Source organism: Methylobacterium isbiliense (assembly GCF_022179325.1).
GTDB classification, from domain to species: domain Bacteria; phylum Pseudomonadota; class Alphaproteobacteria; order Rhizobiales; family Beijerinckiaceae; genus Methylobacterium; species Methylobacterium isbiliense.
The window spans coordinates 45,250-61,082 of record NZ_BPQQ01000048.1; the positions used below are offsets into that span (position 1 = coordinate 45,250).

General features: G+C 60.3%; 14 protein-coding genes. 8 read left to right on the forward strand and 6 right to left on the reverse strand.

What is annotated here, in order from left to right:
• Position 1: 1 nt before the first annotated feature.
• Positions 2–229, forward strand: coding sequence for a hypothetical protein (locus MFF61_RS20600; protein ID WP_238237616.1), 228 nt, complete (start codon positions 2–4; stop codon positions 227–229).
• 170 nt (positions 230–399) lie between these two features.
• Here the strand turns inward: MFF61_RS20600 and MFF61_RS20605 are convergent, their stop codons facing one another.
• Together MFF61_RS20605 and MFF61_RS20610 are read right to left on the reverse strand one after the other, a co-directional pair.
• On the reverse strand, positions 400–660 hold the full coding sequence (locus MFF61_RS20605; protein ID WP_238237617.1) for a hypothetical protein: 261 nt from the start codon (positions 658–660) through the stop codon (positions 400–402).
• Positions 661–1,019: 359 nt separating this feature from the next.
• Entirely contained in the window at positions 1,020–1,994 is a 975-nt protein-coding gene (locus MFF61_RS20610) for an aldo/keto reductase (protein WP_238237618.1), read from the reverse strand.
• A gap of 358 nt (positions 1,995–2,352) precedes the next feature.
• On the opposite strand from MFF61_RS20610, the gene MFF61_RS20615 reads away from it, so the two are divergent.
• The 5 genes from MFF61_RS20615 (at position 2,353) to MFF61_RS20635 (ending at position 7,999) form a co-directional block, all read left to right on the forward strand.
• On the forward strand, positions 2,353–3,549 hold the full coding sequence (locus tag MFF61_RS20615; protein WP_238237619.1) for a tyrosine-type recombinase/integrase: 1,197 nt from the start codon (positions 2,353–2,355) through the stop codon (positions 3,547–3,549).
• Between the two features lie 7 nt (positions 3,550–3,556).
• Entirely contained in the window at positions 3,557–4,093 is a 537-nt protein-coding gene (locus tag MFF61_RS20620; RefSeq protein WP_238237620.1) for a hypothetical protein, read from the forward strand.
• A 568-nt stretch (positions 4,094–4,661) separates the two neighbouring features.
• A complete protein-coding gene (locus tag MFF61_RS33890; protein WP_283206019.1) occupies positions 4,662–4,877 on the forward strand; it encodes a helix-turn-helix domain-containing protein in 216 nt (71 codons plus the stop codon).
• A 778-nt stretch (positions 4,878–5,655) separates the two neighbouring features.
• Positions 5,656–6,465 (forward strand): bifunctional DNA primase/polymerase, encoded by an 810-nt coding sequence (locus MFF61_RS20630; RefSeq protein ID WP_238237621.1) that lies wholly within the window; start codon positions 5,656–5,658, stop codon positions 6,463–6,465.
• Between the two features lies 1 nt (position 6,466).
• Positions 6,467–7,999, forward strand: a complete 1,533-nt coding sequence (locus tag MFF61_RS20635; RefSeq protein WP_238237622.1) for a YfjI family protein — start codon at positions 6,467–6,469, stop codon at positions 7,997–7,999.
• Between the two features lie 254 nt (positions 8,000–8,253).
• Here the strand turns inward: MFF61_RS20635 and MFF61_RS33895 are convergent, their stop codons facing one another.
• Positions 8,254–8,523 carry an HGGxSTG domain-containing protein gene (locus MFF61_RS33895; protein ID WP_283206020.1) on the reverse strand — a complete coding sequence of 90 codons (270 nt, stop codon included), beginning with the start codon at positions 8,521–8,523 and terminating at the stop codon, positions 8,254–8,256.
• A gap of 10 nt (positions 8,524–8,533) precedes the next feature.
• Entirely contained in the window at positions 8,534–9,151 is a 618-nt protein-coding gene (locus MFF61_RS20640; RefSeq protein WP_238237623.1) for a hypothetical protein, read from the reverse strand.
• A gap of 572 nt (positions 9,152–9,723) precedes the next feature.
• Here MFF61_RS20640 and MFF61_RS20645 point away from each other — a divergent pair.
• Positions 9,724–13,686 (forward strand): nSTAND3 domain-containing NTPase, encoded by a 3,963-nt coding sequence (locus MFF61_RS20645; protein WP_238237624.1) that lies wholly within the window; start codon positions 9,724–9,726, stop codon positions 13,684–13,686.
• A 29-nt stretch (positions 13,687–13,715) separates the two neighbouring features.
• Positions 13,716–14,453: a hypothetical protein gene (locus MFF61_RS20650; protein ID WP_238237625.1), complete on the forward strand. Its 738-nt coding sequence runs from the start codon at positions 13,716–13,718 to the stop codon at positions 14,451–14,453.
• 236 nt (positions 14,454–14,689) lie between these two features.
• On the opposite strand, the gene MFF61_RS20655 is transcribed toward MFF61_RS20650, so the two are convergent.
• On the reverse strand, positions 14,690–15,163 hold the full coding sequence (locus MFF61_RS20655; protein WP_238237627.1) for a hypothetical protein: 474 nt from the start codon (positions 15,161–15,163) through the stop codon (positions 14,690–14,692).
• 363 nt (positions 15,164–15,526) lie between these two features.
• A partial coding sequence (locus tag MFF61_RS20660) for an ATP-binding protein (protein WP_238237630.1) occupies positions 15,527–15,833 on the reverse strand: 307 nt, incomplete at its 5' end.

The window sequence follows — 15,833 nt, forward strand, 5'->3', positions numbered from 1 at the left end:
AATGACCGCGCCTCTGTCCTTCGAAGCGAACGCGGAGGCACGCATCAGTGCCCTCGAATGCGTCGTGACCGCGTTCCTGCGCGAACTGGCGAAGCGCGATCCCGATCTGCGGGAGGCGGTGCTCGCGGAGGTGCGCCGCGCCCTGGAGGCGGTGCCGGCGCCGACGCCCAAGACCGAGGCCGAGCAGACGAAGGTGCTCTCGCTGGCGGAGATCATCCTGGCGCCCTGAGGCGCGACAGGTCCGCGATGCGCGCAGCGTGCGCCTCGCGATCGGCCGCGCGGGCCCCGGCGCTGTGCGGGCCGGCCGGGCAAGGCGCGTCCGGAGCGGCCGCGGCCCCGCCGGAGCCGAGATCGCCTGCGCGCCGGCCAGGCAGTGGCCGGCGCAGGATTGCTGCGCGCCTAGTCGGAGCCGGTGTCCTTGGCCCTCAGATTGTCGGCAATGACTTTGATGATCGAGGCGGCCTTCGCAATGGCATCCTGCTTCATCTCGCCAAACGTAATTCCATCCTCGTGCGCAACATCGACGACGAGCGTTACCAGATTGGCCGGAGCGCCCTCATCATTCTCGACGGTAAACACGACCTCTGCGCGACGGTAAATGTCAGATTTTTGATTGTTCTGAATATTTGTGATGTCTATCGATGTGAGATAATGCGACACGCCGTCCTCCCTGCCTCAGCCTTTGTGTTTGGCTCGTGGCGGATCCTGATAGCGTGCCTCGCTCAGCCTGCCTAGTCCGATGGGGTTAGTTCATGAATTGGCACGACGCGCGCTGTGCCGGGACGGACGGGCACGATGCTTCGCTCTTGGATCGGAGATGGACAGGAGAGGGTCGGCGCCGTGATGCGGGGGATGCGCCTCGCGCGCGACAAGCGGCCCGGACGGCGCCCGCGGGCTCTCAGCCGGCCGATGAGCCTTGCACGCCGCCGAGGCGACAGCCGCAAGGCCGCACGAATGCCGCCTCGGCGCCGCCCTGCGGAGGGCCGTTCCCGGTCGTCGCGACCCGGTCCCGGCCGGCCTCACCCCGGGGTCGGGGCATCGGCCGGGATCAGCTGCGCCTGCCGCAGCTCGTCCCAGACGGCCGACGGAACCGTGGCGGCCATCAGGCGCGCGTTCTCCCTCACCTTCTCGGCCCGCTTGGCGCCCGGGATGATCGCCGCGACCACCGGATGCGCGGCACAGAACTGGAGCGCGGCGGAGCGCATGTCGGCGCCGTGGCGTTCGCACACGGCGGCGATGCGGTCGCGCTTGGCGATCATGTCGGGCGGGGCCTCCTGGTACTCGAAGGTGCGGCCCCCGGCGAGCAGACCGGAATTGTACGGTCCGCCGACCACGACGTGGACGCCGCGCGCGCCGCACATCGGAAACAGGCGCTCCAGGGCCGGCTGGTTGAGCAGGCTGTAGCGTCCGGCGAGCAGGAAGACGTCGGGGTCGGCGCGTTCGAGCGCGCGGATGCAGGGCTCGGTCAGGTTGACGCCGAGACCCCACCCCCTGATCACGCCCTGCTCCCGCAGCGCGGTGAGCGCGCGGAAGGCGCCCGCCCGCGCCACCTCGAACTGCTCCTCCCAGGCGTCGCCGAGGTGATCGGCGGCGAGGTCGTGCACGAAGGCGATGTCGATCTGCGCCAGGCCGAGCCGCTGGCAGCTGTCCTCGATGGAGCGCATCGTGGCGTCGTAGGAGTAGTCGGGCTCGACCCGGAACGGCAGGCCCTCCACGAAGGGCGGGTTCTCGGGGCGCGTGCGGTCGGGCCGGAGCAGCCGGCCGACCTTGGTCGAGAGGACGAAGGCGTCGCGCGGGGCGCGGCGCAGCACGCCACCGAACCGGTGCTCCGACAGGCCGCTGCCGTAATGGGGCGCGGTGTCGAAGTAGCGTACGCCGGTCTCCCAGGCGGCGGAGAGCGCGGCGGCGGCCGTCTCCTCGTCGACGACGTCGAACATGTTGCCGAGCGGTGCGCCACCGAAGCCGAGGGGGCCGGGCGGGGAGAAGCGGGCCATCGGGATCGTCCTCACGATTCGGGAGAGACCGCGCTCACCGGTCGCGGCCGCGCTGGTCCCGGGCCGGGCGCACGATCGGGCTCGGCCATGGGAGGAACCCGCAACGCCGGATCCGGTTCAGGGCCGCCGCGGCGCCGTGGGGACATGTCACCGTTCAGGTATTCGCCGGCTGCCAGCGGACGGATGACTGGCGGAGAGAGAGTCCGTCGTACTCCCGTTCGCTGCAGTCCGCCGGCGTTCATAAGCGTACTGAAATCCCAGGGTCTTTCAGGCTATCTGTCTTCCCACGTTCGCAGCCGTCCGCCACAATCCGGCATCGCTGTTGGGGCCTATGTTGGGGCCAAGCCGGATCACCGTTATGGCACGAACCACCAATCGCCTTTCCGCGCGCACCGCCGCAACCCTCACCAAGCCCGGCCGCCACGCAGACGGCGATGGCCTATATCTTTCCATCTCGCCCGATGGCTCCCGCCGCCGGTGGGTGTTCCTCTTCCGCTGGCGTGAGGCCGGGGAGACCGGCGCCGGCAAGCTGCGCGAAATGGGTCTGGGCAGTGCGTCCAGCGTCAGCCTTGCCCGCGCCCGCGAGCTCGCCACGGCTGCGCGTGTGCATCTCGCGGCCGGCCGCAATCCGCTCACGGCGAGGATCGCCGAGCCCGAGATTCGAACGCCCACGTTCGCCGAGATGGCGGACGAGGTGCTCGCATCGATCGAAACTGGATGGCGCAACCCGAAGCACCGCGAGCAGTGGCGCATGACACTCACCCGCTACTGTGAGCCGATCCGTCCTCTCCGCGTCGATGCGATCACGACCGAGCACGTGCTGTCCGTCCTCAAGCCACTCTGGACCAAAGTGCCCGAGACCGCATCGCGCTTGAGAGGGCGGATCGAGAAGGTGCTCGACGCAGCGCGAGTCAAGGGACATCGGACGGCGGAGAACCCGGCGCGTTGGCGCGGTCACCTGGATCATCTTTTGCCCAAGCGCCAGAAGCTGACGCGTGGCCACCACAAAGCCCTGCCCTATGAGAAGGTCCCGGACCTGATGACGCGCTTGCGTCGGAGCGGGTCGATTAGCGCTCTCTGTCTAGAGTTCACGATCCTAACCGCTGCGCGCAGCGGCGAAGCGATGGGCGCGCGCTGGAGTGAATTCGACCTGGAGCGCGGGATCTGGACGGTACCAAGGGAGAGGATGAAGGCTGGGCGAGAACACCGAGTGCCACTCTCGACGCGCGCACAAGAGATTGTGGCCGGCTTGGCTGTGGCACGGACTGGCGACCTCGTGTTTCCCGGAGCGAAGGCTGACCGACCGCTTTCAAGCATGGCATTGGAGATGGTGCTGCGTCGGATGAAAGTGGACGCAACCGTGCATGGCTTTCGTTCCTCATTCCGAGACTGGGCCGCCGAGATGACAAGCACACCACGGGAAATTGCTGAGGCTGCGTTAGCGCACACATTGGAGAACAAGGTAGAGGCCGCTTACCGACGAACTGATTTATTTATGAAACGGGCGAGATTAATGGAAGATTGGTCGTCATACATGTACAACACTTCCTTTTGAGGAAATCATGCGATCCGATAAAAATTCAGTAGCTGACGAATCTGCAACGCGTGTGAAGGCTGATTCATGGAGTGCGCTCGAACTAGACAAGCCGCGATCAGAAGTGATCGCGGATTTTTGTGCAAGACTGGACAGCGTATTTGCGAAGTACGGATGTGATCCCGACGAAGCTGGTTGGCGAGAGCTCGCGATACAGCTCTTGCTTCGATATGAGCCAGCGTTTCGTTTAAAAGCTTCTGACAAGAAAACAAATCCGAATATCAACGAGTTTATGCTGATATCCAGACTGTTACGTCAAGGTAAAACAGCAAGACAGGCAGCTAAAATTGCTGCAAAGAGAGCCGGCAAGAATGCTACAACACTCGAGATTAGATATTCAGAAGCTAAGAACAAGCCGCAGAGAGCATTGAACAAAGGACAATTGCTGGCGGCGTTAGAAGAAGCTGCCGACGAGCTGCAGAATTTGGAGCGGACATCTACTAATTATAAAAAGCAAATCGCCCAAAGCATGCGCTTAAAGCCCAGAGAGAGCCCATTTTCGTGACTTATACTTAGGCACGCTGGCCAAGTGTGAGCCGCGCGAGTCTGCCATGTGTTCAGATTCCTCGCATGATGCTTAACGACGTCACTCGGGCAGGCTAGTTCGCGATGCTCAGCGATTGCGCTTGCCCCACAAACACATACAGCACGACAACTTTCTTCTACTCCCGCCGGTGGTCTTCGCTTCCGGAGGTCGCCTCGAGGCAGATCTCCGCTACCCATCGGCTGAAAGCAAGCAGCAGTGCTATGCAGGAACGAGTGCTGGGGGTGCTCTCCGATTAGGCCGGCCCGCCTGTGAAACTCATGCATCCGGCAGCGATTAAGGGGCGACGCTCACGCCTATGCCTGCTCAAACTAGCAGGTGAGTTCGCCTATATCGTCCTTACTCTAGCGCCACTTCAGGCGTGACCACGGTTTGCCGACCTGTGACACAATAAGGTTGAATCGGCCTCGGATTATACAACTTTAGTTGCATGAATAATTTACAAAACGCGAAATTGAGCTGTAAGCGGGATTTCACCAAACACGTTCCTGGGACGCGAATGTATCCGTATGCGTCCAGGAGCGATCTAATGAGAGCACAACCGCATCTTCCTTGCGACCGACTAGCGTACAGCATAGCTGACTTCTCACGGATCTCAGGCATAGGAAAATCGTCTGTTTACGAGATGATCAATGCTGGCAGATTGACGGCTCGTAAGATCGGATCTCGGACGTTGATCTTACATTCCGATGCAGAAACATTCCTCGCTGGTCTGCCAGATTCAAGACGCAGCGAAAGAACGTAACACGGTCTGCGATTGATTTCGGAACGAAAATTGGAATGTTCACACGCTATAGAGCATAACGCAGCAGCCGTGATCTACGCGCCTAACTATGGTGACGACTTTACAACTAAGCTGGCGACCGATCTTGTATCTTAAACTACATGGACGACTTCGCGCAAGAATACAGTTGCGCAGGAATAATTTTGACGTCGCAAGCAATCTGAACAGGAAAAAGCCTATGAAATCTGCTTCAGATTACCCGATTTCGCCGCCAGAACTGGAGGCCATTATCGATGGCGACCGTAGGTTCTTCGAAAGACACGTTAATCGCGCTTATCGTGTCCGGTACCTGGGCAGGGCCGAAATGCAGGCATTCTCACGTGCGGGTCGGCCAATGCCAGCCCCCCAACCCGGAATGAGATGGGTATGTGCGGTGCGCCAGATCGAACCTGGAATCCGATTTCGAGTCGCTTTCCAACTCAGCTCCAGCATATGTCTAGACATGACAGAGACTGATTGCAAGTTTTATTCGAGATAGCGCAAGATAAGACAACACGTAAGCTGATTGACTATTTAATAAAAATTAGTAATAGTAAATTGTGAGTCTGCTACAAGGACATCATTTGATCTTCACTGAGAATGGATTTATTTATAGTTAGCCATATGTAGCAAATCTAAACTTACAATTTGCAGTAATCAGGCTTGCTCTGCGCTCACGCACACGCAGCTCATACAGTGTTGAACAAGGATCTTCTCTATGAGACTACCTAGCACGAACGGCGCTCTCGCAGCCGAGTACATGCGTTACGGGATTAAAATTTTTCCATGTCGCGAGTGTGATACACAAGCAGGAAAGGCAAAAAGCCCTTATACACGCAACGGCTACAAAGATGCTGGTGCAGAGTTGCACCTCTTGTCGTTCTGGTCGTGTGCGTATCCGAATGCGATCTACGGCATTCCATGCGCAGAAAACAACATTTTTGTTCTTGATGCCGACAGGCATGGTGCCGGCGACGGGGTGCAATCACTCCTAAGCATATTCGCGCATTATTCCTTCGATTGGCGTACGGTGCCTGTTATCAAAACACCCAGAGATGGTTTGCATGTCATATTTTCTCGCCAAAGTAGTCTGAGGCGGACGAGAAACAAGCTAACATCAGTAATAGATGTGCGAGATAATGGTTACATAATTGCGCCCGGTTCCATTCTTCCAGATGGAAGAGTGTATCAATTGCTGCATGGGACTGTTGGTCAGCTGGCTTGCGCTATCGCTAATCGCAATTTGCTGCCTGTTCCAAGGTGGCTGATTGAGCTAGTTGCTCGGCCCGAGCCAGCGGAACAGTGTTCGCGCATCCCACTACGCCCCCAAGGCGTGAGGCGGAGTTTAGATGGTTTGATCTCTAAGATTTTAAATTCCGCCGTCGGGAATCGCAACTCCATTTTGCACTGGGCTGCGTGCCGCGGAGGCGAACTGGTCGTCCAGCAAATGATCACCGCATATGAAGTAGAGAATCGCCTTATTCAAGCGGGTCGACAAGTTGGCCTTGACGATCGCGAAGTGAAAAACACCGTTGCGAGCGGCATGCGCAAAGGTATGCAGGGGCATTGAAATGAAGGAAGTCTCCCTATCCGCATCAGTCAGCAATACTGAGAACCTGGTCTGGGCGACACCCGCCAACCAGCCTCAGCTGAGTTCTGAGGGTTATGAGGGCGCGCCATCAGGCATGGCAGCGGCTTCAGGGACCACCGTCCCGATCGCATCCCCCATACCCCTTGTTCAGTTCGATTGGGCCGAACCAATCCCGTTGCCGACTGGGTTAGCGCCGGTGATGCCGTTTGATCATAATAATCTGCCTGATGGTATTGCGCCATGGGTCATGGATATTGCGGACAGAATGCAGTGTCCTCCGGATTTTCCTGCTGTGGCAGCTATCGTCGCGCTTGGTTCCGTATTAGGTCGGCAAATTGCAATTCGCCCCAAAACCAAAGATGCCTGGAAGGAAATGCCTAATTTGTGGGGTATGGTTGTTGGTCGTCCGGGCATGATGAAAACTCCGGCGATGAGGGAGGCATTACGCCCTCTTAAGCGTCTTGAGGTAAATGCTCGCGAAAACTTCCAGAATAATCTGGAGAAATACGTAGCGGAACTGCACATACATAAAATACGCAGAGGTGCTGCGGATGATCAGGCAAAGAAAGTATTCAAAAACAACCTGTCGGCAATATTTGACTACAACGTCCCACCTGAGCCTAAAGAGCCTAAACCAAAACGGTTTATCGTGAGCGATGCGACCTATGAGGCACTGGGTGCTATTCTCGTTGATAACCCGAACGGCGTCTTGGCATTCAGGGACGAGCTCGTCGCATTGCTGCGAACCTTGGACAGAGAGGAATACGCTGCTGCGCGTGGATTATACCTCACAGCTTGGAGCGGCAATGAAGGGTACCAGTTTGACCGGATCGGTCGTGGTCACCTTCAAATCGATGCTGTCTGCATTTCAATGCTTGGATCTACACAGCCGGGAAAATTAGCGACGTATATTGGGCGCGCGATGAATGGCGGAGATGGAGATGATGGCCTGATACAGAGATTCGGCGTTCTAGTATGGCCGGATCAAACGGGCGAGTGGTGCAATGTAGACCGATTACCTGATTCAGCAGCCTTAAATTGCGCCAATAAATGGTTCGAGTTTTTATCTAAACCGGATTGGAACACTGTTCAGCCATGCTTTGATAGTTTCGACAATGGACGGTATCTGGGTTTTGATGCCGAAGCTGCGGAGATATTCATTGAATGGTTAGATGTCCTCGAAAAACGACTACGTTCAGATACGCTGCACGTGGCGATGGAAAGTCACTTGGCGAAATACCGGAAGCTGGTGCCAGCGCTTGCTCTGATCAACAGGATGGCTAGCAGTTCACAAGGATCAGTCAAGGCAGTTGACCTGAGAAAGGCTATTCGGCTCGCAACGTATCTTGAGTCTCACGCGCATAGAGCATATGGCGCAGGGTTGCGAAATGATGCGGTGGTTGCTGCGGCGATACTTGGTCGCATTCGCAAAGGTGAGTTGCTGAATGATTTTACGCTTCGCGACGTTCACCAGCGCGACTGGTCAAACCTCACTGACCGTGAGCAAATATGATTGGGCTTGGAATTGTTAGTGGACCACAAATGGTTAAATGCCACGGAAATCAGCACGGGCGGTCGGCCGAAAACGGTTTATGGTATCAACCCGCGTGGTTTGAAATAGCGGCTTCGGCCAGTCTTCGAGCCACGAAAACCCCTAGGTACCTTGCCTTCAAAACCTTCAGAAGCTGACCCAGCCGTTCCGGCGGTCTGTAGCAGCAGCGACTCTCATCGAGCAAACGGACGGAGCCGACCTGCCGCCGCGGTCGGCTACCGTGCTCCTTTGAGTGATTCTCGCGACAGCTCTAGAACGAGACGACACTCACGCCGAAGTTGTGCGGCCTCTGCTGTCCAGAGGCCGTGCTTGAAGGATCCATTGGACTGCCCCTTCGGCGCACCACTCCCCTTAGCCCCGCCATGCATTCGGCACCTCGCTTTTCCGCTCACCGCAGGTGACATGCACGGGCTGCCGCTTCTCGTTTTCGCGCCGCACCTCGGCGCCGATCGGAATGGTTTGGGCTGCTTCTCCACTGAGTGCATGAGGTTGGCTTCACGTTCTGACACTCCCCCCTCCCCTCCTGTCTGAGTTCACGTTGCCGACGATGGCCTGCCCACCAGCATGGACATGTACGTGCTCCACCCGCACCGTCTGCTCGCCGCCGCGTTTCAGCTTCGCAAGCGCCTCGATCTGAGCGGTGTACGTGCGGAGCAGCTTGGTCGCGAGATTGCCGTACACCTCGGTCGTTTTCGGGTCGGCGCCGCTGGCTGCCACGCGAAGCATCCTCATCGCTGCTTCATGTGTCGCCGCCATCTGAATGCCGAGCTGTGCCTCAGCCTCATTCCGAGCCCCAATGCTTGCGACCACAGCCAGACCAGCATTGAGGGCCTCGACGGCTGACCGCGTGGGATCCGCCGTTGCGGTAAGCAGCTGATTGATGCCGAGCTGCGCGAAATCGTCGGACGTGGTGGCAAAGGCGTCGAGCACCATCCCCATCAGGCCGTGGGTGTCGTTGTGCTCGGCCTCGAAGCGAGCCGGGGTGCCAGCAGGCTGAGCTTTGATCGTCGGGCGCCTGGGCCTTTGCCTGTGCCGCGCCTTCGCGTGCTCGATAGCTGCAGCTTCAGCCGCTGATGGCGACCGGGCAATCGTCTGTACAGGCGAGTGCGTCATCGGAGAACCTGGAACGCGAGGCGAGATGTGAGCCGCCACTCAACACATAATCGCAGTCATTGAAGCAGTAGTCAATTCGTATTCTGGCAGGTTCCAGCATTGGTACTGAAAATTTTTCCGCGCTGATACGCTTTTTGTCATAAAACTCGGCGTTAATGCGCGAATGTATATTGCTGATACCTGCTGCTATTGATTGCAAGCTTTGCACTTTATGTTGTGCATGACGGGTGATTGGCACTTCGGCAATGCGCCATGAGCTGACATCAGGTGCCTGCCCGAAAGCAGACGCGTCTAGCTAAGGTCGCCTAACCGCTTCCGAGCGGACCCGACGTGGAGGGCAAAAGGCGCGGTTCAGGCCCGCCGGAGTGCTCAAGGAAGCTCTGAACTGGCACTGACCGGGGCGTTGCGGGGCGGAGCCCCGCAGAAGGGCGCGCCGAGACTTCGGCTCGGCGGCAGGGGAAGGCTTTCCCCTCCCGGTCTGCTCACTCCTGGCAACATCCTGCGGCGCGGGTTCGCTGCAACCCTGCCACGTGCTACGCCGGACCGGCATGGTTCCAATAAAGGCGAGACGAGTGGCGGCGGGGGAGGACGAGGGCGGAGGATCCGGCGGGCAATCTGTTGCGGGATACGAGTATCAGATCGACGTCTCGGTCTGGCTCGCGCTCGACCTGGTGCTAGCCAACCGGCTCACCCAAGAGTTGGTCCTGGAGCCGGCGTCCGAAGAGGATATCGAGGCGGATCTCGCCGAGAATGAGCCCGGCCGCCTGACGAGCACCGCGGCCTTGGACGGCTATCGGCTGATCGTCCAAGCCAAGCTCCGAGGGGGAGACGCCTGGACGGTTGCCGGGGTGAAAGCGCTACTCAAGCACGGCGATGCGCGGCCCTCGGCGGCGAAGCGGCTCGAAGACGAGAAGGCCCGCTACTTGCTGGTCACCTCCGCTGGGCTGAATGGGGACACCCGCGGCCTCCGCGTTCGCCGAGCAGGAAGCTGGCCGAAGCCGGGCGACATGCCTTCGACGATCAAGAGCGCTCTGCCTGCGGGCTCGGCGGGTCGGGTCGCGATCATCGGCAACGAGGACGAGGAGCGTCTCGCCACTGATATCAAGACGCTGCTGACGCAGAGCTTCCGCGTTTCCAACGCCAAGCTGGACGATTGCCGCAAGGCTTTGCGCGAGCAGGCCCGGATCCGAATCGGCGGCGCCGGCGGGGGACGCTGGACGCGCGCGCAGCTCGAGCAAGTCATTCGCCGCCATGATGGCTATATCGCCAGCTCGCCGGAGCTCGACAACTACGTCCATCCCACCAACTGGGGCGAGCTTCGCGCAGCCATGGGCGAGCGGCACGCGGCCCTTATCATCGGTCAGTCCGGGACGGGCAAGACGATGGCGACGCGCAAGCTCTATGACGAGCTGCGCAAGGAGGTGCCCGGCCTGGCGCGGGTGCCGATCACGCTGGGCCCCGACCATCTGCGCGACGACGTGACAGAGCCGCCGGTCCTATACGACATCGAGGATCCGTGGGGGCGCTACGACTTCGACCCTAAGAGCCGGCCTTGGAACGATCAGCTCGCGCAGTTCTTCGCCAAGGCTCGCCCGGATCGGATGATCGTTGCGACGTCTCGCCTCGACGTCGCCCAGAGCGCCGGCGCGCTCGACACGGTGAAGCCTTGGCGCGTCGGGTTGGAGGCGGAACATTACGGCCAAGCGGAGCGTCGCCGTCTGTACCGGACTCGGATTGACGCACTCCCGCGCAAGCTGCAGCCGCTCGCAAAGGAGAGCGAGGGCTCGGTGCTGGCCGAGCTGGCAACGCCACTCGAAATCCAGAAGTTCTTCGACGCCCTACCGACGCTTGACGACAAGGAGCGGCGTAATCCGGCCGGGCTCGTGGCCGAGGCGATCCGACGGGCGCATCAGGACTCGATCGAGCGCACCGTCGTCGACCAGATCGAGGAACGCCGGGATGTTCGGGCGGCCGCTGTCCTCTGGGGCCTACTCAAGGCGAACGACAAGCTCTCGCTCCGGCTGCTGCGCGAGATTGAAGAGCTGCTCGCCGAGAACGGCCCGCAGTTCGAGAAGGGCGTGTCGCCATTGGTGACGTTCTTCGTGGCCGCCAGGAATCTGCGGCAGGCGGAGAGCACGATCACCTACTACCATCCACGGGTCGAAGCCGGGATCAAGCAGGCGCTGGATCGGGACCGCTTGGTGGCGCGGCGGACCTTGCGGCTCCTGATCGACGTTCTGGTGTCGCCCGACGGGCCCGGCGAGGCCTGGGGCATCGCCGCCTCAGCGCGCCTGCTCCTCGCCTCCGATCGCACGCCGGAGCTAAAGCCCGCGCCCTCAGGGACGGCCCAGGCGAAGATCGACGCCTGGCTGGCGAGCGAGCTGGCCAAGGGTGGGAAGGAGTTCGAAGACAACCTCAACCTCGCCGAGGCGGCGGGGTCGATGAATAGCAATATCTCCGAAATCGCGCGCTTTCTCCTCCACCGGCCGGATCGCACGTTCGGATGGATGCACATTTGGGGGCCGCCGGAGCATGACGAGGCGTGGTACGCCCGGATGCGGGCCGATCCGGCCGTCAAGGCGCTCGTTGAGACCTTCATACGAGACGTGCTGCCGCGCGCCCGCGACGACTTCCGGGTGAGCTTCGTCGCCGAGGCCGAGCGGGTCGCGCCGGGACTGACGCCGGCGTTCCTGGCCGCTGCGGCGACGGCCGTGCACTACGGGGTCACCAACTCCCACGATGCAATCGCGGAAGGCGCGCTCGATGACCTTGCCGGGTTTGAGGTGGTGGTTGACACGGCTGTGGCCGTACGCACCCCAAACGCCGCCGATCTTCAGAGCTGGGCCGAAACTAGACTGGCGATCATCAACGGTGAGTACAGCGACGACTATGCCGAGCACCTCAGCGACAATGACGATGGCTGGACCGCGGGCGAGTTCTTGGAAGCCTATGTCCAGCGCGTCCGAGCGACAGTCGGCTGGGGTCATTTGGCTGAGCATCGGCATCGGGACCGGCTGCTGTACTACTGGTTCCGAGAGCTGGCGAAGGACGAGGCGCCGGACCCGGCGGAAATCGCCGGAGCCTTCGCGGTCGGGCGCTGCAGCAAGGACGAGGACGATCTCTGGCACGTGCTCGCCAAAGCATGGGACCCCGCCTTCGGCCCCGCGCTGGTGGAGCGGATCGTGGAGGGCCACGCCGAACCCCAGGTGCGTCACGCCGCGCTGACGTGCCTGGCGGAACGAGCGGCCGAGCAGCTGCCGGCCATCTGCCAGGAACTCGCCCGCCGCGGAGAAGAAGGCCGGCTGGTCGAGATCGCGATCGATCTTGGCGGGATGCGCCGCAAGCGGTCGGACTTTGACGGCAGCCGCCATGGGGAGGCGGCGGAGCGCGCGGCAGCGCTCCTGCCGTCTCTTCTCAAGGAGATCAGCGACGCCGCGTTCGCGCTCGAGATGAAGGCTGTGCCCGTGCTTTCGGATGAGGCGCGCGAACTGCTGGCGCACGCCGAATCTCCGAGCGAGGAGGTGCGCCTATTCCGCGTCACGCTGGATGAGCACCTGCCGGTGTTCGTCCCGGACGATGTGCGATGGCTGCTGGCCAACACGGACGAGGCAAGCAGCGCCGTCGAGGCGATCGAGGCCGCGATCCGGCACGGCATGACGGCGGAGGTCGAGGCGGGGCTGTCGCACCGTTTTGCGGCCGTGGTCGCACGCGCGCTCAAAGCGGTCGCGACGCCTTTGACGGGACCATTGCCCGGCGCGCTACTCGCGCTTGCCGATCACAAGGGAAGCCCCGTTCGCAAGGCGCTCGTCGAGCTTCTCGACGCCAAGCCCCACATTGATCATCTTCCGGCGTTGCTGGTTTTGGCGAAGGACGACTGGTCGCCTCGCTCATCCTACCAGGGCGAGGAGGACGATTATCCGATCGCGCTGGCGGCGATCGGCGCCATAGGGAAGCTCGGGCCGCTGGAAGACGGGGTTGCGGACGAGCTCTATCGGCTGGCGATCGACACGCACGACTCCGATGTCCGCTATGAGATCTTTGCCCTTCTCGTGCGTGTCGCCGATCCTCGATTCCAGGGGCAGCTGTTCGACCTCGCCGTCAACCCTGGGCGGCGAACAATTCGCGTGAATGCGGCTGGCGCCTTGTTGGCGGGTCATGGGCAGGTCGTGCCCGAAACGGTGAGCCGGATCACACCGCAATTTCTCGCCACCCGGATCGAAGCGGTGGCTTCACGGCTGCTGCTGCTCGTCGCGCTGCGCGCCGAGATCGACCAGATTCTCAAAGCAGCCGAGGCGCTGTCGACCATCGACAAGCGCCGAGTCCTGCTGCTTCTCGCGATCTGGATCCTTCGTGAGCGTGACGTGGCGGCTGCGGAGCGGATCGCGCGGATCCTGCCGGCGAACCATGCCGGAGTGAAGTGGGCGCTGGCGGGCGGCAAGGGCAAGCTCTGCGACACCGCTCTGGATGATCTCGGTGACCCCATGAGCGTCAAGCAGGTCCTGTTGTTTATGGGGCCGAAGAAAAAGAAGCGGTGAGCGTGGCTGGGAGCGAGCCGCCAGACGAGATGACGGACGCGGTTGTGGAGCTGTGGCGCGTGCTCTCGCCGGGTCCGGACAACCTATTCTCCTCGCCAGAGTTCGTGCGGCTCAAGGAGGCCTTGCAACGCCTCTATCCGGAGGTGGGCAAGCCGGTGTTCGCGCTCGGCACCGCGTTGCGCAGCCTGGGCCTGCCAAGCGGGCTGCCCCAGGACGGGCAGTATTTGAGCTTTCCGCCAGACGAGGCGGCGCGCCGTCTGGACCTCGCCGTTCGGGCAAAGCGCGCGCGGCGCTTGCATCTGGCGCCGCCGGATCTCGCGGACGATCTCCCGCCCCTGCAGTTCGGGCCTGCCGCCCTTCGCCGCTTCAGCGCCGATGAGCTTCGGGCGGTCGTGGATGCGCCGCGCCTGGCGCGGGTCTTTCCTCCCGCCTCCTTCGAAGCCGAGCGGTTTGCTGAGTGTCAGTGGCTCGTCGTAGAGAAGGACGTACCGCTCGACCGGCCGCCCGAGGCGCGCGCGATGCCGGTGCTGTTCACCGACATGCGGCAGGACTTCGGGCGTATCGAGCCGCACAGCCTTAGGTTCGGCTTCAAGCTGCACTCGACTATTACCGGTCTAACGCCCGGAGCAACATTACGGACGCGGAGTTTCTGGCTTTCTTTGGCCAATGAAATGGCAAGTGTATTTGTATTCTACTCTACCGAAGATTTGCTTTCTTCTTTCTTCAGAAGCCGATATCTGAATGTCATACATAGGATTTGCTTGTGAGAATTTATCCTTTATGGGGCGGCATACCGTATCTGCGTTAAATCCGCCGCCCATCCAATCGCTCGTATAGGATGGAAAATTGATAATATCAGGCAAATCCTTGTGATCCTCATTCTTGCTCAGATATAGATAGACGGAGAACACGGCGCTACTAATTGCAATAACCGAAGCAAACAAGGTTATTGCCAAACTGATATTTTTCGAAGCATCTGCGGATTTGAAGATTTCTTTAAACATCACTTCGCACCTGCCGATTGAGTTGTGGCTATCGAGTGCATTGTAAAATGAACGATTGATAGAGTTATTGCGGATGATAAGGTAATTATGACCGAAAATACAAATACGTGATAATGTGAAAGCCACTTCTTAGTAGAGAAATTCGGATACTTTAATATTTCCGTACTGTAAACAGCGCCCGACGCTGCAACAAACATGGCCCCGACGGTAGAGAAAACTAGCGGTATCAATATTCCTGGCCAGTGAGACGGAACTCTGCCCAAAATGCTGATTATTTCAGCAAATTCATAAAATGCAGCAGCGCACATGCCTGCCGCAGACCAACCCAGCTGCCCGTCTTTTACGAGCACCATCAGCCCAAAATTGCCTTCTGATCTAGCGCGAACTGCTTTGGGCGTCACAATCATAATGAGTAAAACTCCAATTGGCGGAAGAGCCAAAGGGACTATTATATTCACGAAGAGCCAACCCATCTCAGAATGTCCAATCTGGCGGCAAGTGCAGTTCTGTAACGCTTATTTGTTAAGCTTTCGTCTCGGTGTTGCTGGATCGACGCCGATCGTTCGTTCCGTTTTCGCTCTAGCTTTCCAGTCGGCTAGCAGTCAGTAAGCACAATCCAGCGTTTCTGGTGTCAGCGTCGGCGTTCTCTGTGGCCAGGCCGGCTCGGAGTTGATCCATGGTCAGGGCCATCAGCGGCGACACGTGTAGCGCGGCGATCTGGATGAGAGCGGCGCGTCAATCAGGATGACCGTCTGATGTCGCGGCGCAGGGATGATGGTCGGGTTGCTTGACGTGCGCAAGGTGATCCTGGGCCGCGTCGTGTCGCGGCGCGTCACTCAGGCCAGATCCTTGGTTGTCGCGCGGGTTGGTGGCCGGCCGGGACCGCGTTTCCGCTCCAAAGCCACGCGACGGCGGTAGCTCTCCACGTTCATCTCGAAGATCGTGGCGTGGTGCACCAGTCGGTCGACCGCCGCCAGCGTCATGGCTGGATCGGGGAAGACCTTGCCCCACGCACCGAAGGGCTGATTGGCCGTGATCAGCAGCGAGCGGCGCTCGTAGCGGGCGCTGATCAGCTCGAACAGCACGCTCGTCTCCGCCTGATCCTTGCTGACGTAGGCCAAGTCGTCGAGGATCAGGAGATCG